The organism is Candidatus Eisenbacteria bacterium, from assembly GCA_005893305.1.
GTDB lineage: Bacteria > Eisenbacteria > RBG-16-71-46 > SZUA-252 > SZUA-252 > WS-9.
Genome location: VBOZ01000029.1, coordinates 112461 through 134481, shown reverse-complemented (window position 1 = coordinate 134481; position 22021 = coordinate 112461). Strand labels below are relative to the sequence as shown.

At 68.5% G+C, this 22021-nt stretch carries 22 protein-coding genes; 11 read left to right on the top strand and 11 right to left on the bottom strand.

What is annotated here, in order from left to right; genetic code table 11:
• Window positions 1-262 precede the first annotated feature (262 nt).
• From E6K79_09255 to E6K79_09225, 7 genes are read left to right on the top strand one after another with little or no spacing between them, the layout of a single operon-like run.
• Window positions 263-1573, top strand: coding sequence for an isochorismate synthase (locus E6K79_09255; protein ID TMQ63819.1), 1311 nt, complete (start codon window positions 263-265; stop codon window positions 1571-1573).
• Complete coding sequence (gene menD / locus E6K79_09250; GenBank protein ID TMQ63818.1) at window positions 1566-3440, top strand: 2-succinyl-5-enolpyruvyl-6-hydroxy-3-cyclohexene-1-carboxylic-acid synthase; 1875 nt, start codon at window positions 1566-1568, stop codon at window positions 3438-3440. The genes E6K79_09255 and menD overlap by 8 nt, the downstream gene beginning before the upstream one ends.
• Window positions 3437-4318 (top strand): 2-succinyl-6-hydroxy-2,4-cyclohexadiene-1-carboxylate synthase, encoded by an 882-nt coding sequence (gene menH / locus E6K79_09245; GenBank protein ID TMQ63817.1) that lies wholly within the window; start codon window positions 3437-3439, stop codon window positions 4316-4318. The genes menD and menH overlap by 4 nt, the downstream gene beginning before the upstream one ends.
• 10 nt (window positions 4319-4328) lie before the next feature.
• Window positions 4329-5159, top strand: coding sequence for a 1,4-dihydroxy-2-naphthoyl-CoA synthase (gene menB / locus E6K79_09240; GenBank protein TMQ63816.1), 831 nt, complete (start codon window positions 4329-4331; stop codon window positions 5157-5159).
• 7 nt (window positions 5160-5166) lie between these two features.
• A complete protein-coding gene (locus tag E6K79_09235; GenBank protein ID TMQ63908.1) occupies window positions 5167-6102 on the top strand; it encodes a 1,4-dihydroxy-2-naphthoate polyprenyltransferase in 936 nt (311 codons plus the stop codon).
• Window positions 6099-7229, top strand: a complete 1131-nt coding sequence (locus E6K79_09230; GenBank protein TMQ63815.1) for an o-succinylbenzoate synthase — start codon at window positions 6099-6101, stop codon at window positions 7227-7229. The genes E6K79_09235 and E6K79_09230 overlap by 4 nt, the downstream gene beginning before the upstream one ends.
• Window positions 7226-8728, top strand: coding sequence for an o-succinylbenzoate--CoA ligase (locus E6K79_09225; protein ID TMQ63814.1), 1503 nt, complete (start codon window positions 7226-7228; stop codon window positions 8726-8728). Before E6K79_09230 ends, E6K79_09225 begins: the two co-directional genes overlap by 4 nt.
• Here the strand turns inward: E6K79_09225 and E6K79_09220 are convergent.
• Both E6K79_09220 and ubiE read right to left on the bottom strand, forming a co-directional pair.
• Window positions 8666-9163, bottom strand: coding sequence for an acyl-CoA thioesterase (locus E6K79_09220; protein ID TMQ63813.1), 498 nt, complete (start codon window positions 9161-9163; stop codon window positions 8666-8668). The genes E6K79_09225 and E6K79_09220 overlap by 63 nt on opposite strands.
• The gene (gene ubiE / locus E6K79_09215) at window positions 9129-9809 is read right to left on the bottom strand and encodes a bifunctional demethylmenaquinone methyltransferase/2-methoxy-6-polyprenyl-1,4-benzoquinol methylase UbiE (GenBank protein ID TMQ63907.1); all 681 of its coding nucleotides are present in this window, start codon (window positions 9807-9809) and stop codon (window positions 9129-9131) included. Before ubiE ends, E6K79_09220 begins: the two co-directional genes overlap by 35 nt.
• A gap of 153 nt (window positions 9810-9962) precedes the next feature.
• Here ubiE and ispG point away from each other — a divergent pair, with 153 nt between their 5' ends.
• Window positions 9963-11252 carry a flavodoxin-dependent (E)-4-hydroxy-3-methylbut-2-enyl-diphosphate synthase gene (gene ispG / locus E6K79_09210; GenBank protein TMQ63906.1) on the top strand — a complete coding sequence of 430 codons (1290 nt, stop codon included), beginning with the start codon at window positions 9963-9965 and terminating at the stop codon, window positions 11250-11252.
• On the opposite strand, the gene E6K79_09205 is transcribed toward ispG, so the two are convergent.
• Entirely contained in the window at window positions 11221-12075 is an 855-nt protein-coding gene (locus tag E6K79_09205; protein ID TMQ63812.1) for a hypothetical protein, read from the bottom strand. The two genes, ispG and E6K79_09205, sit on opposite strands and share 32 nt — an antisense overlap.
• Before the next feature lie 159 nt (window positions 12076-12234).
• Here E6K79_09205 and E6K79_09200 point away from each other — a divergent pair, with 159 nt between their 5' ends.
• The 3 genes from E6K79_09200 (at window position 12235) to E6K79_09190 (ending at window position 14021) form a co-directional block, all read left to right on the top strand.
• Window positions 12235-12558, top strand: coding sequence for a hypothetical protein (locus tag E6K79_09200; GenBank protein ID TMQ63811.1), 324 nt, complete (start codon window positions 12235-12237; stop codon window positions 12556-12558).
• 70 nt (window positions 12559-12628) lie between these two features.
• A complete protein-coding gene (locus tag E6K79_09195; protein ID TMQ63810.1) occupies window positions 12629-13027 on the top strand; it encodes a hypothetical protein in 399 nt (132 codons plus the stop codon).
• Window positions 13028-13082: 55 nt separating this feature from the next.
• Window positions 13083-14021, top strand: coding sequence for a hypothetical protein (locus E6K79_09190; GenBank protein TMQ63809.1), 939 nt, complete (start codon window positions 13083-13085; stop codon window positions 14019-14021).
• Between the two features lie 49 nt (window positions 14022-14070).
• Here E6K79_09190 and E6K79_09185 read toward each other — a convergent pair whose 3' ends face one another.
• The 8 genes from E6K79_09185 to E6K79_09150 form a co-directional block, all read right to left on the bottom strand.
• Window positions 14071-14583, bottom strand: coding sequence for a DinB family protein (locus tag E6K79_09185; protein ID TMQ63808.1), 513 nt, complete (start codon window positions 14581-14583; stop codon window positions 14071-14073).
• Window positions 14561-15520, bottom strand: a complete 960-nt coding sequence (locus E6K79_09180; protein ID TMQ63807.1) for an NAD-dependent epimerase/dehydratase family protein — start codon at window positions 15518-15520, stop codon at window positions 14561-14563. Before E6K79_09180 ends, E6K79_09185 begins: the two co-directional genes overlap by 23 nt.
• A 395-nt stretch (window positions 15521-15915) precedes the next feature.
• Complete coding sequence (locus tag E6K79_09175; GenBank protein ID TMQ63806.1) at window positions 15916-16548, bottom strand: response regulator transcription factor; 633 nt, start codon at window positions 16546-16548, stop codon at window positions 15916-15918.
• Between the two features lie 185 nt (window positions 16549-16733).
• The gene (locus tag E6K79_09170; GenBank protein TMQ63805.1) at window positions 16734-17483 is read right to left on the bottom strand and encodes a hypothetical protein; all 750 of its coding nucleotides are present in this window, start codon (window positions 17481-17483) and stop codon (window positions 16734-16736) included.
• Between the two features lie 55 nt (window positions 17484-17538).
• On the bottom strand, window positions 17539-18303 hold the full coding sequence (locus tag E6K79_09165) for a hypothetical protein (GenBank protein ID TMQ63804.1): 765 nt from the start codon (window positions 18301-18303) through the stop codon (window positions 17539-17541).
• A gap of 250 nt (window positions 18304-18553) precedes the next feature.
• Window positions 18554-20800, bottom strand: coding sequence for a tetratricopeptide repeat protein (locus tag E6K79_09160; protein ID TMQ63803.1), 2247 nt, complete (start codon window positions 20798-20800; stop codon window positions 18554-18556).
• A gap of 19 nt (window positions 20801-20819) precedes the next feature.
• Window positions 20820-21587, bottom strand: a complete 768-nt coding sequence (locus E6K79_09155) for an SIMPL domain-containing protein (protein TMQ63802.1) — start codon at window positions 21585-21587, stop codon at window positions 20820-20822.
• Window positions 21588-21600: 13 nt separating this feature from the next.
• On the bottom strand, window positions 21601-22021 hold a 421-nt coding region (locus E6K79_09150; protein ID TMQ63801.1), incomplete at its 5' end, for an amidohydrolase.

The following is a 22021-nucleotide window of genomic DNA, read 5'->3' as shown; positions in this document are numbered from 1 at the left end:
TCCGAGATCGCTCCGCGAAATCGGTGGATGCGAAAAAACTTTGTGAATATTGTCACCAAGTCGCTCCGACGTCAAGCGGGATCCTGGTCCCCGGGAGTCGGCGGACGCCCGATCCCGACGCTGGCCGCGGCAGGATAGACGAGCCGGCCGCGATTCGCCATTTCTTTGCGCGAAGGCCGGTTGGGCGCTGCCGCCCCCGGTTGCCCGTGGACTCCCGAGTCTCTATACTCGCCGCGTGGCCTCGCCTCCCCACTCGATAACGATGAAGGACTCGCTCTCGGGGTCCGCCTCCGCGCCCGGCGCCGCGACCCAGGACGATTTTCGTCTCGACGCCGTGGACGAAAGCCTCCTGGCGCCGCCCTGCTTCTTCTGGGAATCCCCGGACGGGGAATGCATTTCCCTGATCGGGGCCTCGGCCCGGCGCGAGTTCTCGGGCCCGGACCCGTGGATGGAAGCCCGCCTCTGGCTCCGTGAAATCGCCGGATCGACGAAGCTCCCCGGCCAACCGACCGACACAACGCCGATCGCATTCGGCGGGTTCAGCTTCGACGGCGGTCCCGCGTCGGCGTGGGGACTCCCCGCCGGCGTGGTGATGATTCCGGCCCTTCAGTGGCACCGCGACACGGACGGACATGCTGCCCTCACCACCTGGGCCGATGTCCAACCGTGGCTCGGACTCGGGCGCGGTCTCGGTCTCGGACGCAGCGTCGGGCTCGGCCCCAGGCCGGCGGAGCTGGGCACCCGGATGGAAGACGAGGACCTCGCCGGGGAGTGGTCGCGCGGAGATTGGTCGCGGGCGGTCGGGTGGGCGCTCGATCGCATTCAAGCCGGCGGCGTCGAGAAGGTAGTCCTGGCCAGAAGCCGCGAGGCGCGCACCCCTGTCGGCTGGGATGCCGTCCGGGCCTTCACGGCGCTTCGCGAGACGTATCCCTCGTGCTTCCGCTTCCTCTACTGGAACGACTCGGGTTCCGTCTTTCTTGGTGCGAGCCCGGAGCGGCTGGTGTCGCTGCGCGAGGGGCGCGTCCGCGCGGACGCGGTGGCGGGCACCGCGCGATTGGGAAGCGCCGACGGGAGTGACGCCGCTCGCGCCCTCCTGGACGATCCCAAGGAACGCCGCGAGCACGAGGTGGTCGCGAGAGAAATCTTGGCCGCGCTCCGAGGCGTTTGCCCGGACGCCGCGGCGCCGCCCGAGCCGGCCCTGCTTCGCCTTCATGGTCTCGCGCACCTGCGCACGCCGATCACGGCGACCGCAGCTCCCGGGACCCACGTGCTGGATCTCGTCTCCCGGCTCCACCCGACCCCCGCCGTCGCGGGAACGCCGCGCGAGGAGGCCCTCAAGCTCATCCGCGTGATCGAGCCGCGAGGACGCGGCTGGTACGCCGGCCCCATCGGCTGGATGAAGCCCGGGGGCGAGGGCGATTTCGCGGTGGGGATCCGGTCGGCATTCGTACGCGGCGACCGCGCGCTCCTCTACGCGGGCGCCGGGATCGTCGCCGGATCGCGGGCCGAGCGCGAATGGGACGAGTGCGAAGCGAAGCTCGGCTCGATCGAGGACGTGCTGTTTCGTGGCTGACCTCTCCTCCAAAGTCGACGGACCCGCGCGCGCGGTGGAGGACGCGGCCGGCTCCGCGACCGCGGCGACGAACCTCGCCTGGGCCGAGGCGTTCGTCTTCGCCCTCGAGGAGCGGGGCGTCCGCGACGCGTGCGTCTGCTCCGGCTCCCGGTCCGCTCCGCTCGTGCTGGCGCTCCACCGTTCCTCGATCCGGACCCACGTCGCGCTCGATGAGCGGGCGGGCGCCTTCTTCGCGCTCGGCCTGGCGAAGGCTTCGCGCCGGCCGGTGGCCATCCTGACGACTTCCGGAACCGCCGCCGCGAACCTCCATCCGGCCGCCGTCGAGGCGCACCACGCGCGCGTTCCGTTGATTCTTCTCACCGCCGACCGTCCCCCCGAGCTGCGAGACGCGGGCGCGTCGCAGACGATCGATCAGATCCGGATGTTCGGAGCCGCCGCGCGCTGGTTCCACGAGGTCGGCGCGCCCGTGGCCGAGCCGGACCTGATCCAGTACGCGGCCGCGCTCGGAGCCCGCGCGGTGGCGGAGGCGTGGGGTCCGCCCGCGGGCCCGGTTCATCTCAACTTCGCGTTTCGCGAGCCGCTCGTTCCAGACCCCGAGTTGCTGGAGGCGCGTCCCGCGCGTGGGGGCGATGCCGCGCGTCGGGGCGATGCCGCGCGTCGGGGCGATGCCGCGATGGCGGGTGGGGCCGCCGAGTCGCCGGGCGCGGCCGGAGCGCCCGAATCTCCATCGCCATCGGCGCGGGATCTCGCGCGCGCGGCCGGCCTCCTGCGTCAGAGACGTCGCGGGCTGATCATTTGCGGCCCCGAGGACGCGTCGCCGGAGCTGCCGGCGGCGGTCGCGCGCCTCGCCGCCGTGACCGGGTATCCGATCCTCGCCGATCCGGCGTCGCAGGTTCGCTATGGCCCGCACGACCGATCGCACGTGCTCGGCGCCTATGACGCGTTTCTCCGCGCGCCGGGATTCGCCGCGCGCGAGGCGCCGGAGGTCGTGATCCAATTCGGGCCGGCGCTCACCTCGAAGTCCTATCACCTGTACGCGGCGCGGCACCCGGGGGCGGTGCATCTCCTCGTCGATCCGGCCCGCGGCTGGCGCAGCCCCTCGCGCCGCGCGCGCGAGGTCTTCGCGGCCGATCCGACCGCGTTCGCGTCCGCCCTCGCGGACTCGCTGGCCAAGGGATCGGACCCGCTCCCGCGCTGGGGCGAGACGTTCGACCTCGCCGAACGAGCCGCGCGCGACGCGATCGACCGCCGACGCGCGTCCGTCTCCGACCTCTCCGAGGGGTATCTCTTCCCCGCGCTCCTCGACTCGGCCCCCGAAGGAACGCTCGTCTACGTCGGGAACAGCCTCGCGATCCGAAATCTGGACTTGTTCGCGCCCGCTTCTGCCAAGCGGCTCCGGATCCTCGCCAACCGGGGCGCGAGCGGGATCGACGGCGTGATCTCGAGCGGGCTCGGCGCGGGCGCGGCGGGCGATTTCCCCGTCCTCATCGTGACTGGCGACCTCTCCTTCCACCACGACCTGAACGGGCTCGCGGCCGCGCGCGAGGGAAACGCCCGGGCCACGATCGTGATCGTGAACAACGACGGCGGAGGCGTCTTCTCGCTCCTCCCGATCGCGCGGCACGGCGAGGTCTTCGAGCGCTACTTCGGCACGCCGCACGGGCTCGACTTCGCCCCCGCGGCGGCGATGTACGGGATTCCGTTCGCGCGCCCGGATTCTCTCGCCGCGCTCGGCGCCAGGGCCGCGTCCTCGCTCGCGAGGCGCGCCACCGAGATCCTCGAGGTCCGGACCGACCGCGACGAAACGCGGGCGCTCCATCAGGCGTTGCGCGCGGACGTGATCCGCGCGGTCGAGGAGACGCTGTGACCGGCTGGGAGGAAGCCAGGGCCATCGACGTCGCCGGCCTGAGCTACGGCGTGAGGATTGCGGGCGGGGTCGATACGGCACGCGCCGCGGTCGTCATGTTGCACGGGTTCAGCGGATCGTCCGAGGATTGGATCGGGACGGCGGCAGCGCTGACTGAGGCCGGCTTCGCCGGCGTCGGAATCGACCTCCCGGGCCACGGCCGGACCGGCATCCCCGCGGAGCCACATCGCTTCACCATGGCCGAGACGGCGCGTGATCTTGCGACACTGATCACGACGCTCGGAATCGCGCACGCCCATTGGATGGGGTACTCGATGGGCGGCCGCGTGGCTCTCTATCTGGGCGTCACAGAGCCCGCGCGCGTCGCCTCCCTGATTCTCGAATCGACCTCCGCGGGAATCGCAGAGGAATCCGCGCGAACCGAGCGACGGATCCGCGACGAAGCCTTCGCCGCGGAGATCGCGGCGCGCGGCGTCCCCTGGTTCGTGGACACGTGGGAGGCGCTCCCGATCTTCGGGTCGCAGCGTGGCTTGTCCAAGGAGGCACACAGCGAGCAGCGCGCCCGGCGGCTCCGCAACAACGCCGCGGGTCTGGCGGGGTCCCTCCGCGGCCTGGGACAGGGCGCGCAGGAATTCCTCGGCCCGCGCCTCGGGTCGGTCCACTGCCCGACCCTCCTTCTGGCCGGCGCTCTCGATCCGAAGTACGCGGCACTCGTGCAACGGATGGCCGCCGCGATTCCCGACGCGGAGGCCATGATCGTGCCGGGCGCCGGACACAACATTCACCTAGAACAGCCCGAGGCTTTTCGCCGGGCGGTCCTCGACCGGCTCGACCGGCTCGTGGCCGCGCCCGATCGCAAGGCCTCCCTGCCCGCGTAAAGGAGCCACGATGCCCGTCGCCACGACCGTCGCATGGAAGAACGCCAAAACCTACCAAGACATCCTGTACGAGAAGGCCGACGGCATCGCGAAGGTGACGATCAACCGGCCGGACGTGCGGAACGCCTTCCGGCCCCAGACCGTCCGCGAGATGATCGAGGCATTCGACGATGCGCGTGAGGATCCTGAGATCGGCGTCGTCATCCTGACCGGAGCCGGCGAGGAAGCGTTCTGCTCGGGCGGCGATCAGCGCGTCCGCGGGGCGGCCGGCTACGTCGGCGACGATCAGGTTCCACGACTCAACGTCCTCGATCTTCAGAAGCGGATCCGCGCGCTCCCCAAGCCGGTGATCGCCATGGTGGCCGGTTTCGCGATCGGCGGCGGCCACGTGCTCCACGTAGTCTGCGACCTGACCGTCGCGGCGGAAAACGCCCGATTCGGCCAGACCGGGCCCAAGGTCGGCTCGTTCGACGGCGGGTTTGGCGCGGCGTACCTCGCGCGGATCGTGGGCCAGAAGAAGGCCCGTGAGATCTGGTATCTCTGCCGGCAATACGACGCGAAGGAAGCTCTCGCGATGGGCCTCGTGAACGCGGTCGTCCCGCTCGAGCGGCTCGAGGAGGAGACGGTCTCGTGGTGCCGGGAGATCCTCGCCATGAGCCCGATGGCGCTCCGGTGCCTCAAGGCGGCGTTGAACGCCGATTGCGACGGGCAGGCGGGGCTCCAGGAATTCGCGGGGAACGCCACCCTTCTTTACTACATGTCCGAAGAGGCGCAGGAGGGGCGAAACGCGTACCTCGAACGGCGAAAGCCCGACTTCACCAAGTTCCCCCGCCTCCCTTGACCCGGTGATCGGCGTCCAAGCGGGCGAAGGGAGCGGACTCCGCGAGGTCGTCATCCCGCGCCCGAGCAGGGTCGGGGCGTGGCTTCACGCCTTCCGTATTCCCACCCTCGCCGCGTCGGTCGTTCCCGTCCTCGTTGGAACCGCCGTGGCGTGGCGCCACGGGGCCTCGCGCCCGCTGGCCGCGCTTGCCGCCCTGGTCGGCTCGGTCGCGATCCAGATCGGCACCAACCTCGCGAACGATATCTACGACTTTCGGAAGGGCGCCGATGCGCCGGGCCGGATCGGCCCGCCCCGGGTCCTGCCGCAAGGCTGGCTGAGCGGGAGCGAGGTGCGGACCGGGATGATCGTCTCCTTCGCGATCGCCACCCTCGCGGGCGTCTATCTCTGGAGGGTCGCCGGCTGGCCCGTGGTCGCGATCGGCACGGCCTCGATCGCGGCCGGCATCGGGTACACCGCCGGACCGTTCGCCCTCGCGTACGTCGGCCTCGGAGATCTCGCGGTGCTTCTCTTCTTCGGTTTTGTCGCCGTCCTCGGGACCTACTATGTCCAAGCGGGGACCGTCCACCCCGAGGCGGTCCTGGCGGCGATTCCCGTGGGAGCGCTCGCGACCGCGATCCTGATCGTGAACAACGTGCGGGACCTCGATCGTGACCGCGCCGCCGGGAAGCGAACGCTGGCCGTCATCCTCGGCCGCCGGGGCGCGCGGGCTGAGTTTCTGGCGTTCCTGATCGCGGCCTACGCGGTCCCGCTCGGCCTCTGGGCGCAGGGATTCCGGTCGGCGTGGGTCCTCCTTCCCTTCGCGACGGGGCCTCTGGCGATGCGCGCGCTCCACGCGGTGCGGGAGCGGGAGGATGGTCCCGCGCTGAACCGGGCCCTCCTCGACACCGCGCGGCTTCACGCCCTCTTCGGCGTTCTCTTCGCGGCGGGGATCGTCCTCGGATGACCATTCGAAAGGTCTGGATTCGGTCCTATCGCACCCCGCTGCCCGATGCATGGCCGAGCGCGGAAGGGCCCACGACCGAGCGCGTCGGCTCGATCCTGCTCCTCGAGGAGGAAGGGGGCTGGGTCGGTCTCGGCGAGACCGCGCCCTGGCCCGGGTTCGGACTCGAGACGCACGCGTCCAGCGTGGCGGCGCTGCGAGGCGCGGCGGAACGGTTGGTCGGGCTTCCGCGGGAGGCGTATCTCGAGGCGGCCGCCGACCTCCCCCGGTTGGCCCCGGTCGCGGCGTCTCCGTGCGCGCGACACGCGATCGATCTCGCGCTTCACGACCTCGCGGCGCAGCATGCAAACATGTCCGTGGCCCGGTTCCTGAGCGGGTCCGGTGCGCTCACCGAAGTCCCGGTCAACGCCGCGATCCCCCGTCTGTCCCCGGACCGGACGGCGCGGGGGGCGATGGCCGCGGTCGCATCGGGTGTCGGCACGATCAAGGTCAAGGTCGGTGGCGGGTCGCTCGGTGAGGACGTCGCCCGCGTCCGCGCGGTGCGTGAGGTCGCGGGACCGGCGGTTCGGATTCGAGTGGACGCGAACCAGGCGTGGTCGGAGATCGAGGCGATCCAGACTCTGGCCGAGCTCCGTCGCTACGACATCGAATTCTGCGAGCAGCCCGTCCCGGCGGACGCGATCGACGCGCTCGCGCGCGTCCGCGCGGCCGCGGGCGTGCCGATCGCCGCCGACGAGGCGGTGCGTGACCTGGCGACCGCGCGCCGGATTCTGGCGGCGGGCGCGGCCGATATCCTCATCGTGAAGCCGATGGCGCTCGGCGGTCTCCAGGCCGCAGGAGCGGTGGCGGCCCTCGCCGGGGAATTCGGCGCGGCGGTGGTCGTGACGTCGCTGCTGGAGAGCGACATCGGCCGGACCGGCGCGCTCCACCTCGCCGCTTCGCTCGGCCCGAGCCGCTTCGCCCACGGCGTCGCCTCCGCGGAGCGGGCGTTCGACGGGTCGCGCCGCGTGACGTCCTACCCTGGCGGCAAGGCCCGCGTCCCCACGGAGCCCGGCCTCGGCGCAACCCTCCCTGCCGCGTTCTGGAGCGCGGCGGAGCTGGTGGGGTCGTTCGCGGAGGAGGGCGCGTGACCCAAACTTCGACCCCCGACCCCGTCCGGTTCTGGGCGCGCATCGCTCCCGGCCGCCTGGCACTCCGCCACGGCGGACGCGCCTTCACCTACGGCCAGCTCGACGCCGCGGTGCAAGAGTCGACCGACGCGTTCCTCGTGCAGGGCTTGGGCGCGGGCGAGCATCTCTCCCTCGAGTTCGAGCCGCAGCATCCCCTTCCCTTCGCGATCGCGTTTCATGCGTGCCATCGTGCCGACGTCCTCCCGGCGCCGATCGGCACGTCGCTGACGCCCCTGGAGCGGCAGGCGCTCCGGGAGCGGGCCATGGTCGAGCTCGTCATCACGAGCGAGGCCATCGGGGCGACCCGGGGGAAGGCGCCGGCCGTGGCCCGGGAGAAGACCTCGGCCGCGGCCCTGGAGAGCGCCGCGCCGACCGTCCAGGTCCGCGATCGCCGGCTCGACGCGCCTGCCGCGCTCTGCTTCACGTCCGGGACGGGCGGCGAGCCGCGGGCGTGCATCCTGACCCACGGGAATTTCTTCTGGAGCGCGCTCCAGTCCGCGCGGAATCTGGGCGTGCGCCCGAACGACCTCTGGCTCAGCTGCCTCCCGCTCCACCACGTCGGCGGGCTCTCCATCCTGACGCGGAGCGCGTACTACGGAACCGGCGTGCTGCTCCACGATCGCTTCGACGCCGACGCGGTAAACAAGGCGATCGACGCGGAAGGGGTCACGCTCCTCTCCCTCGTGCCGCCGATGCTCGAGCGGCTCCTCGAAGGACGGCGCGGCCGGATCTTCCCCACCTCCCTCCGCGCCGCGCTCATCGGCGGCGGTCCGATCCCGGCGGCTCTGCTGGAGCAGGCGGCCGACCTCCGTCTCCATGCCCTCCCCACCTATGGACTCACCGAAGCGGCTTCCCAAGTCACGACGCTCTCGCTTCGCGAATGGCCGGCCGGTCTCGAGTCGGCGGGACGCCCCCTGATGTTCACTCAGGTGGAGATCCGCGACTCGGACGGACAGGCCGCGGGAAAGGGCGTGGAGGGGGAAATCGTGGTTCGCGGACCGACCGTCATGGCCGCCTACCTCGAGGACGAGCAATCGAACGCGTCGGCCTGGGCCGGCCGCTGGCTCAAGACGGGCGACGTCGGAGCGTGGGATGCCGCCGGGAGACTCTTGGTGAAGGATCGGCGCATCGACCGGATCGTCGTCGGAGGCGAGAATGTCTCGCCCGAGGAGGTCGAGCGCGTGCTTCGGGAGCACCCGGCGGTGGCGGACGCGTGCGTGGTCGGCATCCCCGCGGGCTCCTGGGGAAACGAGGTCGCGGCGGCGATCCAGGTGCGGGGCGACGAGGTGGTCACGATCGAGGAGCTTCGCCGCCACGCTGAGCCCACGCTCGCCTCATTCAAGCTGCCGCGCCGGCTCATGGTGCTGCGGGAGCTGCCCCGGAGCCCCTCGGGAAAGCTACTTCGGCGGGTGGTGCGCGACCGCTTCCGGAACCAGGTGCCCGAGAAAGAACTCACGTAGGGCGGCCGGGATCGGGATCGGCTTCATCGCCGCCCGCTCGACGAAGGCGTGGACCGTGGTCACCTCGTCCCGCAGATCTTCCTTGAGACCCGTGACGCGATAGCGAAGCTCGATCGAGGCTCGTCCCACGCGGCTCACGTCGATCGTGACGACGACGCGCTCGCCATGGCGGATCGGAGCCCGATAGTCGGCCTCCGCGTGCACGATCGGCACGAGGTAGTCATCGCCGGCGAAGTAATGCGCGGGATCGACTCCCGAGGTCGCGACGAACTCCTCATACGCTTGGTGGCAATAGTCGAAGATCCGGCCGAAGAAGAGGACCCCGCCGGCGTCGACATCCTGGAAGCGCACGGGGAGCGTCGTCCGAAAGCTCACGTCGAGGCATCTCCTGGGACCGTCATCATTGCGGTACCCCCACCTCGCCCACGTAGACATGCGCGACGCCGCCTGTGAGCGCGTGCGACTCCACGCGGCGGAACGCGCCGGTCGCGCGCATCAGCGAGGCGAAACGCTCTCCCGCGGGAAAGCGCGACGAGGTGCGATCGAGATACTCGTAGGCTGAGCGCTCGCCGCTGACCCACCCGCCGATCGTCGGGAGGATCCGCCGGGAATAGAAGCGGTAGAGGGGCGCGAACAGGGCGCTCCCCGGCTGGCCGAATTCCAGCACCACGACGCGCCCTCCGGGCCGGACCACTCTGGCCAGCCCGACAATCCCCCGCGCGGGGTCTTCGACGTTCCGGATGCCGAAGGCGATCGACGCGATGTCGAACGAGGCATCCCGGTACGGGAGCGAGAGCACGTCCGCCGGCTCGTAGCGGACGGAGAGCCCAGCTCGCCTCGACTTCTCCGACGCGATCGCGAGCATCTCCTCGCAGAAATCGGTGCCGACCACTTCGCCCTCGGGTCCGACGGCGCGTCGAAACGCGAGCGCCAGATCCCCCGTCCCGGTCGCGCAATCGAGGACCCGGTCGCCGGCCTTGGCGCCGCTCCAGCGAACCGCCGCGACGCGCCAGCCGTGGTGCATGCCCCATGAGAGAATCTGGTTCGCGCGATCGTAGGAGCCCGCGATCGACGCGAACATGCGCTTCACGCTCGGCGCGGGCAGCGCGGGTGGCGCGGGCGGCGCGGGCGGAGTCATCGTCGGATTTGTCGTCACCCGGCGAGCATAGCACCTCGCCGTTCGTTTGACCGCCCTCTGGGAGCGCGGTAGACTCGCCGGATGCTCGTGATATCCATGAAGCCAGGCTCCACCCCGGCGTCCGAAGATCGGCCCCGCCGGCACTCCGTCCCTGTCACCATCGGCTCGGTGACGGTCGGAGGCGGCCCCCCCGTCGCCGTCCAGTCGATGACCAACACGGACACCGCCGATGCCAAAGCGACCGCCGACCAGACCGCGGCGCTCGCCGAGGCGGGATCCGAGCTCGTCCGCGTCACCGTCAACACGCCGGAGGCGGCCAAGGCGGTGCCCGAGATCGTGCGGCGCGTGCGCGATCAAGGCGTCACGGCGCCCATCATCGGGGACTTCCACTTCAGCGGCCACCTCCTGCTCACGGAGTATCCCGAGTGCGCGCGCGCCCTCGACAAGTACCGGATCAATCCCGGAAACGTCGGAGCCGGGAAGAAGCACGACGATCACTTCCGACGGATCATCGAGGTCGCCGCGGCGAACGGGAAGCCGGTGAGGATCGGCGTCAACTGGGGCTCGCTCGATCGCGAGCTCCTCACCGCGCTGATGGATGAGAACGCGCGTCGGGCCCAGCCGAGGGACGATCGCGACGTCACGCTCGAGGCGATGTTCCAGAGCGCCGTCCGATCGGCGGCGCTCGCCGAGGAATTCGGCCAGCCGCATGGCGCGATCGTCCTATCCGCCAAGGTCTCCGGGGTCCGCGACCTGATCGCGATCTACCGGCGGCTCGCTGCGGAAACCGATTTCCCGCTCCATCTCGGGCTCACCGAAGCCGGCATGGGGACGAAGGGGATCGTCGCCTCGACCGCCGGCCTCTCCACGCTCCTGCTCGATGGGATCGGCGATACGATCCGCGTGAGCCTGACTCCCCAGCCCGGCGGCGACCGCCGCGAGGAGGTCTGGGTCTGCCAGCAAATCCTCCAATCCCTCGAGATCCGCCACTTTCAGCCCCAGGTCACTTCCTGCCCCGGGTGCGGCCGGACCACGAGCAGCTTCTTCCAGGAGCTTGCCGAACGGGTGAACGCTCGGCTTCGGGAACGGATGCCGGAGTGGCGGGCCCGCTACGCGGGCGTGGAGGAGCTCCGCGTCGCGGTGATGGGCTGCGTGGTGAACGGCCCGGGGGAATCAAGACACGCGGACATCGGCATTTCGTTGCCCGGCACGGCGGAGGACCCGAAGGCGCCGGTCTACGTCGACGGATCCCTCCGGACGACGCTTCAGGGCCCGCGAATCGCGGAGGATTTTCTCGCTCTGGTCGAGGAGTACGTCGCGGGTCGCTACGGCAGATCGCGCCCCGCCGAAATCGTCAAAGCCGGCCCCGCCGGGAAGTCCCGCTAGCAGCCTTCCGAGCCCGCGCGCTCGCCCACTCCTCCTGCTTTGCCTCGCCCGCCAGGCGGGGCGACTTGTCGAACCGCCCCCAAACGGGAGCCACCGACGGCACCATCCTCCCGCCCTTCATCCGGCTCACGTATCCGTGGTAACGGTGCAGGAACCACCAGACCGCTCCGATCTCGACGTAGACGATCGAGAGAAGGGCGAGGTGGATGCGAGCGAGCACCGTGATGGTCAGCGAAAACGCGAGACAGAGGACGGCTTCGATGATGGCGGTCTTCTGGAACGCACCCCAGTGGGGCGCGTGATCCCCGTGCTCGACGCGCAGCGCCAGGCTGCGGATGATGAGCAGCGAGATGAGCGCGGCCGTCGCGATCAGGAGCTCGAGGCCGGCGCGTGGGGCGGGATGGAACATGAAGTCGGCAGGCTGCGGACCGAGGTGAAAGAAGAGCGCGAATCCGCCGAACGCCAGGATCGAGGCCGAGAGCTGAAAGACCGTTCGGTACGCGCGAGTGCCGTACACGATTCCCGAGAGCGCGGTCGAGAATCCGATCACGAGCACCAAGAGTCCTGGCGGGAGCAGGAACATGCCGGCGAGATAGAACGCGGGCCCGACCGAGTAGACAACCATCGTGCTGTTCTCCGCGGGCACGACAAGCGGCCAGATGAGACAGACCGATGCGCTCGCCGCGAAGATCGAAGCGATGAGCCAGACCGGGCCGTCTTCTCGCAGCTGATGTCCGGCCCAGGCCGCCGTAAGAAGCGCCATGACCGCGAGGCCGACTCGAAATATGACGATCTGAAAATAGCGCCGAGCCGACTTAGGCATCCCACCTCCGACGGACGTTCTTGTCCGTTGCTATTCATCGGCATTCGACGGGCACGACTTTAGGATGTAAGTTAATATATTTTAATAGGTTGCACAGTTTCTGACCGCACTCCAATTGCACTCTCTCGGGCCCGACTTGCACGCTCCTTGGGAATTAGATTGTGGCGGCCCGTGGCGGCCCTGGCGGCCCGTGCCGGCCACGATCCCCATCGCGCGCTCGCGAAGCGTCTTCGCTCCTCGTCTCGCATCGAGATGTCGTCGACGTCGTCTCGCGTCGCGATCCACGTTCGTCGCGCGTCGATCAAAACGCCACGGTTCGAAATTGCGGTCGGCAATTTCATCGTGTCCGCGATCGACGTCGCCGCGATCGTCCGCGGCGCACGAGCGCTTTGGCAAATCGCCCGAATGCGCTTTGCCGCGCGCTCCAAATCGCTTCGCGCGTCGATCCGAGCTAACCTTCCGTCCCCTCTTGCCGATATATGAATGTTGTTCCGGTCGAGCGAGACATTTCACATTCACGGTGTAAGGGGGGTGCATGTCGTCGGAGAATCAAATGCAGGATTCGTTGTTGATCCGGCTGGAAAAAGTGGAGCGCGAGAATCGAAGCCTCAAGATCGGCGGCTCGATCGCTCTACTTGGTGTGGTGGGAGCCCTGTTTCTCGGCCTCTCCGCACCTCCGAGCAAGACGCTCGATGCGGAGCTCTTCATCGTCCGCGACGCGCAAGGGAAGGCGCGGATGATCCTGGCTGTCGGAGATGAGGGCCCCGCCCTCACGCTCCTCGACAAGGACGGAAAGCTCCGCGTGAATCTCGGCGTGGACAAGGAAGGACCCGCTCTCGATCTGTTCGACGCAACCGAGAGCCCACGCGCCCAGCTGATGATCACGGAAGACAAGGGGCCGCGCCTCAACCTGTATGACAACAAGGGATCGCAGGTCTCACTCCGACCCTAGCGCACGCCCGACGTAGCCGGCGCGGCGAGGTCAAGACTTCGAGGGGCGCCCCACGATGGGGCGCCCCTTCGCTTTGACGCGCGAATGTGTCAGGATCGCCTCATCAATGAACGCTCCATCCCCCGCCGAGACCCGACAACCCGCCCAGTACGCCGCCTTCGTAGGCATGTCCTTGATCTGGGGAACCACGTTCCTGGCGATCCGGATCGGGAACGAGGCGGTGCCTCCCCTTTGGGGGGCGACGATCCGGCTGATTCTGGCGGCCGCCCTGAATACGCTTGTCGCCCTGGCCACGCGGGCCGACTGGCCGCGGGGAGCGGCGCTCAAGGGAATCGCCCTCTTCGGCTTTCTCAATCTGGGCGTGAATTTCGCCCTGCTCTACTGGGGCGAACAGACCGTGCCGAGCGGGATCGCGGCGACGCTCTATGCCACGACCCCGCTCACGACCGGCATCTTCGCGTCGATGCTCGGCGTCCATGCGCTGGATCGCCGGCGCATGCTCGCTGCCGTCGTGGGATTGGCCGGGGTCGCGCTGATCTTCTCCGGCGAGCTCAAGCTGGGAGCCCCCGCCCCGGCCCTTCTCGGCGTCTTCGGCGGCGCGACCTGTGCCGCCCTCGCGGGCGTCATCTTGAAGAAGGTGCCCACCCATTCGGCGTTCGTCGTGAACGCGCTGGGCGCGGCCATCGGAGCCGTGATCTGCTTCCTGGCAAGCCTCGCGCTCGGGGAGTCGCACACGCTGCCCCACACGATGACCGGCTGGGGTCCGATTATCTATCTGGCGATCGCCGGAAACCTGGGCGCCTACGTCCTCTATACCTGGCTCGTCGGACAATGGAAGGTGACGAGGGTAACCGTGGCGGCGCTCATCATCCCAATGATCGCGGTGATCGTGGGCGCGATCGTACGGGGAGAATCGCCGGCGCCGATCACGTACCTGGGAGGGGCGTTGGTCCTCTGCGGGGTTGCGGTGACGCTGTTCTCGGGGCGGGACTAGCCGGGAGACGCGCGAGGCGGGCTTTCCGGATCGTGGAGCAGGGCGCGACTCAGGCCAGGTATCGTTCCCGGAGAATCTTGACGTGGTGGAGCTCGTGGCCCGCGATGATGTAGGCGAGGGCGCGCACGCTCACCGGGTTCGAGGAAGCGATCCCCTTCCGCAACCAGTCCCCCTCACCGAAGCCCTCGTAAAGGAGCACCGTCGCGCGGCGGACCGCCTCCAGCTCGTCCGCAAGATGGCGCAGGGATCGCGCGGCAAATCCGCCGTCGCGCGCGTAGTCGTCCTGCTCGAAGCCCGGGAGCTGAGTGGCGTCGCTGCGTCCGAATCGGAGCGCCCGATACGCGAATACGCGCTCCCCGTCGCTCACGTGGCCAACGACCTGCTTGATGCTCCACTTGCCGGGCGCGTAGACGTGCTCACCCTTCGACTCGGGCAAAGAGCGCAGTAGCTCCAGGGTGCCGCGAATCTGCGCGCGCAGGATGTCCAGGATCGGGCCATCCGGAACCTTCTCGATGTACTTGCCGTAGTACGGCGCGTATTCAGACGGATCGGGCCGTTTCAAGCTCCTGCCTCCAGTGTCGGGCCGCCTCGGCCATTCCCTCCGCGTAGGTGTGGCGGGGCGCGTAGTTGAGCTCGGCGCGGATCCGCGTCGCGTCGAACTTCCCCGTCCAGTATCCCCCGTCGGGAACCTGGTCCTTGGGAACGACCTCGAGGGGCGGCGTGCCGAACCAGCCGCGGATCTCGTCCGTGTATTCCTTCCACGTCATGTGGCCGTCGACGACGTTGTAGACGCGACCAGCCGCCCGCTCGTTGCCGAGCGCGAGAAGAACCGCGTCGACCAGGTCCTCGACGTGGACATAGGGCACCGTGTTCCCGCCGTCGATCGTGAGCTTGATCTGGCGATCGCGGACGCGCGCGGGCATCTTGATCGCCCAGGTGGACGTCGGGTGAACGCCCAGGATCGCGCCTGGGCGAAGGATCACGGCCTGGAGTCCGCCGGCCGCCGCGTCGAGGACGATCCGGTCGGCCTCCGCCTTCGTGACGCCGTAGGGATCGCCCGCCTCCTTGAGTGGCGCGTCCTCGTCGACCAGCGTGAGACCGCCCGTGCGGTAGACCGAGCAGGTCGAGATATGAACGTAACGGCGGGATCCGGCGGTGAGGGCCGCATCCACCACGGAGTACGTGCCCTCGGCATTCACGCGGCGGACCGGGTCGAAGTCGGGTCCCGAGGTGGCGGCGCAATGCACCACGAGATCCGCGCCCACCGCCGCGCGGTGGGCCACATCGCGATCGACGAAATCACCTTCGATCTCCTCGATGCCGGCGCTGCCGAGATCCGGCGCCGCTCCCGGACGCCGCACAAGCGCCCGAACACGAGAGCCGACGCCGGCGAGCCGCAGCGCCACGCGGCTTCCGACGAAGCCCGAAGCGCCGGTCACGAGGACCGTCGATCCCGATGATTTGTACGCTGAATCAGCCCGGGGCGATTTCGTTTCCACGCCGGGCTAGGGTAGCACAGGCGATGGAGCGCCTATACGGTCGGCACCTGAGCGCGGCGGGTGGGGAAACAACTTGAGGCCTCCGGGGGGATTCCGACGCCCCCAAACTTCAACGGTACGTGGGGGTATCTGTCGACGCACGATGCAGTGAAGCGTCGGAAATCCCAGCCCGAGAGGCCTCTTGCGCGACCATTCGCCAGGGGGAACGCCTGCCATGGCCGCCATTCCATGCGCCCGGGATGGTGAGCGCATCAACGCCTATAAGAATACGGCCACCCGCGCGAAGCCACCATCGGCGGGTCTCTCATTGTTTTGTGGGATTTTCGGAAGGGGAAAGTAGGAGTTAGTCCTACACGTACGGACAGCGGGGGTGCAATTCCAGACTTTAGAGCACGCTACTCGACGATGCCGTTTCGCACCGCGTAGACCGTTAGCTCCGCGTTCGTTTCCAAGCCCATCTTCTCGAGCACGCGCGCCCGATAGGTGCTTATGGTCTTGACGCTGAGATGGAGCAAATCGGCGACTTGCGAGACGGTCTTGCCCGATGCTAGGGTGCGGAACACTTGAAACTCCCGCTCCGAGAGCGATTCGTGCGGCTGCCGCTCCGCTTGGGGATCGGCAAGAACCGCGAGCCTCTCGGCCAGCGCGGGACTGATATACCGGCCGCCGCGCACGACCTTCCGGATGGCGTCCACCAGCTCCTCGGGGGCGCTTTGCTTCGTGACGTACCCGGCAGCCCCCGATCGAAGCGCCCGCACAGCGAATTGGTCCTCGGCGTAGATCGTGAGGATCAGCACGGGCAGCTGGGGGGAAATCTGCTTGACCTCGCGGAGCACATCCAGCCCGCTCGCGTCCGGCAGATTGATGTCGAGAACGAGCACGTCCCACTTCCCTGTGCGGACTTGCTCGAGGGTTTCGCGGGCGTTCCCGGCCTCACCGGTGACAGCCACTTCGCGTGATTCGGCCAGGAGCTCCCGGAGCCCTCGGCGTACGACCGCGTGGTCGTCCGCGACGAGCGCTCGAATCATAGCTAAACCTCCATGGAACCGCCCCCACACGACGCTGGGGGTCAGCTATAAGCTTATCTAGATCGGGGTGCCGGAGCAAGCACGATTGATGCCCATAACCGTTTATAGGAGTTCGTCCTACACGACCGAGGACGAGCGGGCCACCGGGCCGAAGCCCGATGGCCCTCGCTCGCTGAATCGTCCGGTTATTTCCCCGTCTGCCCCTTCACCGCGGCACCGACACCAACGTCCGTCGAGACTCCGGCGCCTTTGTGCCCCGCGCCGACTCCCGCCTTCGTGCCCGCGTTTGCGTGAACCGCGGCGCTTTGAATCTTCGCAGGCCGTCCATCCGCCTTGGCCACGCCCAGCGCGACGCGACTCTCAGCCTTCACGGCGCTCACGATTCCACCGAGCCTGAGATCGAGGCCGTGTCCGATCTGGCCCCAGCCGAGTCCGTTCCGACGCATGTCGAAAAGCTGGTCGAGCGTGACCCCACCCTTCGCGCTCGCGAGGATGGTGTGCGCGATCATGAGCTCACCCCAGCCAGTCTGGTACTGGCTCTTCTCCGCGATCAGCGCGTCCGGGGTCATGCCGAATTCCGCTCCCAATCGCGAGGCAACGGTCTGGTCGCCCTTCGATGTGCCTTCCTCTTCGACCTTTTTGACCGTCTCGCGAAGCCTCTTCTCGGTGGCCTCCGCCTCCTGGGGCGGCGCCTTCTTGGCCTTCTCCATGATCACCGTCGCTCCCGCGCTCGCGCCCGCCTCTGCCTTCAGTCCGACATCGGGCGTCGGGGGAGTGGTGCTCTGCGGCGCCGCTTGCGGTTCCGGCGACGCCGGGGTCTGGGCCTGGGGCGTTGCCGGGGCCTGCCCGGGCGCCGTATCGGACTGAGCGAGCGACGTACCCACCGTCCAAACCATCACCGCCACGAGCGACACGAGAATCCATATTCGTTTCATATCGTTTCTCCTTTCACTGGCGCCCCGAAAGACGCCGTTTGCCCCCCACTTCGCGCTACGGGAACAGGAACCGGATCCCGACGAGCCCGGTCGCTTGCGTGCCGTACTCCGCCTTGACCGCGCCGGCCTCCTTTTTCGAGGAGGAACCGTGGCCCATGATCGGGAGCCGCCCCAGCACCCCTCCCTGGGACGAGGACCCGCTCTGGGAAAACCCAACGACGTTCTGGCCCACGCTCATCTCTCCCAAGAGCTGGACCCGACCCGCCGGGCCCCAGGTCATGCTCGCGGTGCCCTGGGCGCTGGTCCGCCCTCCTTCCTTCGAAGCGACCGCCGCGCCGAGCCCGCCCGCAAGCACGGGGGAGATCGGGACGCCGAGCTCCGTCACGACGCCGTTCGAGAGCGACGCCAGGTTGTCCTCGACGTGGAGGTAGAAGATTCCCAGGGTTCGACCGCCTCCCACGTTGAGCTCCGGCCCGGCCTGGAGCCGGAATGCCCGGTAGTTCTTGTCCCCGATGGTGCGCGCGCCCGAGACGCGAATGAGTGTCAGACCCGGAACGGGTATCCCGACGCCCACGGCGCCTAGGGTGCCCGGCCCGATCTCGGTGTTGTCGTAGCGCGCCCCGATTAGGGTCAGGTCGCCGTCGCCGCCGAGCTTGGTCGTGAGATAGCCCAGCGCGTCCTGTGTCCTCTGATCCCCTGGTCCGCCCGAGTAGTCGATGCCCACGCCGCCGCCCATCGCGCGCGCGTCGCGTGGGCACGCGGCGACCGCGAGCCCCACGAGGACGATGCGAAGAACGCGTATCAGTAGCGCTCGAGCCATTCTGTTCATGAGGAACACCGAATGAGCATCAGAGGGCGTGCCAAATATCGACATATCAAGGCCGCGGGGCCGCAGGCGCAGGAATTTCAAGCAATTGCATCGGAGCCGGGGTCGGAGATCACCTTTGCAGAGGTGTCCCGGGAGGGTCAGGCTGAACGGGGTGGTACCACGGGGGGATGGACCCATGTCGCGTGCGAGTTACAGCGGCGTTGCGGATCGCGAACGGCGTGTCTGGGCGCCGCGTGCCTCTTCAGACGCGGAGCAGCTTTTCGAATCGGGGGTCGTCGCGGACTGGGTCGAACGCGGACTCGTGGCGCAACGAGAGTCGGCCGAGCACGCCCGGTACCTTGACCCGCTCGAGGACCTTCAGCAGCGACGTCCGGTCATCGAGTCCCAGGTACGCGTACGCAAATCGCTCCCAGGAGACGTACTCGGACTTCGACCGCACCTCGAGCTGCTCGAGCGCGGCGCGCGCCTCGTCGAGGCGTCCGAGCCTACCCAGCATGTACGCGCGGGCCGAGATCAGGTCGAGGCTGCCGGTGAGATCGGCAGGATGGCGATCCAGCTCCGCCAGGGCCTCCTCGAGCCGCCCCTGCGCGGCCATACAGATCGCCACCCGTTGGTGAGGCCAATAGAGCTTCGGCTCCAGCTCCACGATGTGCCGGAAGTACGACAGCGCCTGATCGTACCGTCGCGCGTAAAAGTGGATATTGCCCTGGACGATTTTCACCGTGACGGAGAGCGGGTCGAGCGCGTCGGCCCGCGCGACGGTGCCGGTCGCTCCCTCGAAGTCTCCCAGCGTGACGAAATTCATTGCGCCCCAATAGAGGGCTGGAACGTAGTTCGGATCCAGCTCGAGCGCCCTGCGGAAGACATGCCTCGCCTCCTCCGGCTCTCCTTTGTGGGTCAAGACACTGCCCAACGATGCGTGGGCGTCGACGAGGTCGGGATCAAGCTCCAGCGCGCGCCTCGCCGCGCGCTCCGACTTGGGTAGGGCTTCCTCGGCCGGCAAAAGCATGTAGGTGATCGCGATGTTGTAAACATCGGAGAGGCCGGAGTAGGCGCGCGCGAATTGAGGATCCGCCTGGACCGCTCTCTCGAACCATTCGATCCCTAACCGGATGCCTTCAGGCGTCCTCTTGTTCCAGTGGAAACGCCCCTTCAAATACGCCTCGTACGCGGCGCTCTTCGTAACTTCCGCGCTTGAGTCGGAGGCCTCTCTCGAAGGGACCAGCTCCATCTCTAGAGCCTTGGCGATCGTCGTTGCGACTTCGTCCTGCAGCTCGAAGATGTCCGCCAAGCGACGATCGTGGGTCTGGGCCCAGAGATTGCTCTGGTCCGATACCTGGATCAGCTGCGTCGTGATTCGGATTCGATCTCCGGCGCGGCGTACGCTTCCCTCCAAGACGAACTCCACCCCCAGCTCGCGGCCGATCTCCTCGATGCTCTTCCCCGTCTTCTTGTAGCGGAGGGCGGAGGTGCGAGCGATGACGCCGAGCCGCTTCGGTTGGAGACGGCTCAAGTGCGAGATCAGCTCGTCCGTCATTCCGTCGACGAAGTATTCTTGCTCCGGATCGGCACTCAGATTTTCCAACGGGAGAACCGCGAGCATGACGCGGCCGGCACCGCCCAGCCTGGCTGAGCCTCGGCCCAGGCCGGTCGGAGTGGGCACCGTCGTCAGCGCAGCCGCGAAATCCGAAAGGGTTCGGTACCGGTCGGCGGGGGCCTTGGCCAGCGCGCGCGACAGAGCTGCCCCGACAGGCGTCGGCGCCGCGGGCCGCATGGTGTCGACGGAGCGTGGCGCCGCCGACCGATGCTGCGAGAGAACGATGTCGGGGGTCGGGCCCGTGAACGGCGGTTGCCCCGCCAGCATCTCGTAGACCACGCACGCGAGGGCGTACTGATCGCACCTCCCGTCGAGGTCCGCGCCTGCGATCTGTTCGGGGCTCATGTACGCTGGGGTTCCGATCGGCGTGACCGTCCGGGTCGAGCCCCCTTCACCGCCATCCCTGGACCGCGCGATGCCGAAGTCGAGGACGAGGGCATGCCCTCCCGCGAGCAGGATGTTCTCCGGCTTCACGTCCCGGTGAACCAGCCCCTGCCCATGCGCGTACTCCAGGGCGTCGGCCGCCTCGCGCGCGATGCGGAGGGCGTCCTCCACGGGAAGCTGGCGCTCGCGGCTCAGGCGCTGGCGGAGCGACTCGCCGGCGATGAGCGGCATGACGAAGTAGAAGAGGCCATCAGCTTCGCCCGAATCGAACAGCGGAACGATGTGCGGATGCGAGAGGCGCGCGGCGGTTTCGATCTCTGCCCGAAACCGTGCCGGCCCGATCGATGCGGCCAGCTCCGGATCGAGCACTTTGATGGCGACGGAGCGGCCGTGCTTCAGATCCCGAGCTTCGAAGACCTGCCCCATTCCTCCGCGCGCGAGCTCGCGCTTCAGCTCGTAGCGATTGGCGAGTGCGGACCGGAGGCGGTCCAGAATCACCGAAGTCACGCGGATGAGGCTCCTCAGCTCAGTTGCGGAGCAGGTACTCCACGGTCGTCACGACCCGGACCGTCTTCAAGATCTGGGATTGCTCGTTCATCCCCGGGCCTTGCTCCGTGGCGGTGGCGTCGCGCGGCAGGATGACGAAGACGCCCTGGTTCGCGGTGTGGATCCCGCCGAGCTTGCTTTTCGAATCCTTGGCGAACTGCTCCGCGGCCTTCCGGGCCTCGGCCGTCGCCTCGGCGATCATGCTCGGCTTGAGATCGTTGAGGCGTCGGAACACGTACGCCGGCCCACCGGGACCCCATTCCGGTCCCGAGGAGAGGACCACGCCCGTGTTCACGAGCTCCCCCACTTTCTGGCTCGTCGCGCGCACCCGATCCGGGCTGTCGGAGCGGACCATCACGGTCTGCTGGATGATGAACCGGTTCCCGGCTCGATTCTGCTGGTTGTACGCGTTGGCCAATACGTCCGTGACGCGAAGGCCCTGAAGCTCGATTTCGGTCGAATCGATCCCGTTCGCCTTGAGAAACGCGATCACCTTCGAGACGTTCTGGTTGACCCGGCTCTGAGCGATGGAAACGTTGTCGTCGGTCACGGCGAGCTGGATCGGCCAGAGGGCAAGGTCGGCTTTCACCTCCCGCTCGGAGACCCCCTTCACCGTCACGAAGCGATCGGCGGTGCGGATTCCGGTCAGGCCGCTGGAGACGAACCAGCCGGCGAGCGCGACGCCGAGAGCGAGCAGGATCGTGCCTCCGCCGCCGCCGCGCCGCGGTTCTTCTACGAGCTCGTCCACGCCGCCGATCCTATCATGTAGGCGCCCGCAACAGGGACGCGAGCGAGCGAGCCATCTCCTCAAGCTCCTGACTGCGGTACCACGCGCCACGAAGCATCACGCCCGAGCGACTGCCCACGTTCTCGATGTCCTCGAGCGGATTCGCGTTGAGCAAGACCAGGTCGGCGCGCTTCCCGATCTCGATCGTCCCGATCTCGTTCGATCGGTCGATGCACGCGGCCGCGTTTCTTGTCGCGGCTGCCAAGATCGCCGCGGGAGGAAGTCCCGCGGCGCGCATCGCCCGCATCTCCTCGATCAGCGCGTAGCCGGGCACGCGGAACCTCCCCGGCGTGTCGGAGCCGAGCAGAAGGCCCGCCCCACCTTCGTAGAGCGCGCGGATCACCGCGCGGCGCGCTTCGATCTCGAGGGAGTCGCGACCTCGATTCGCCTCGGAG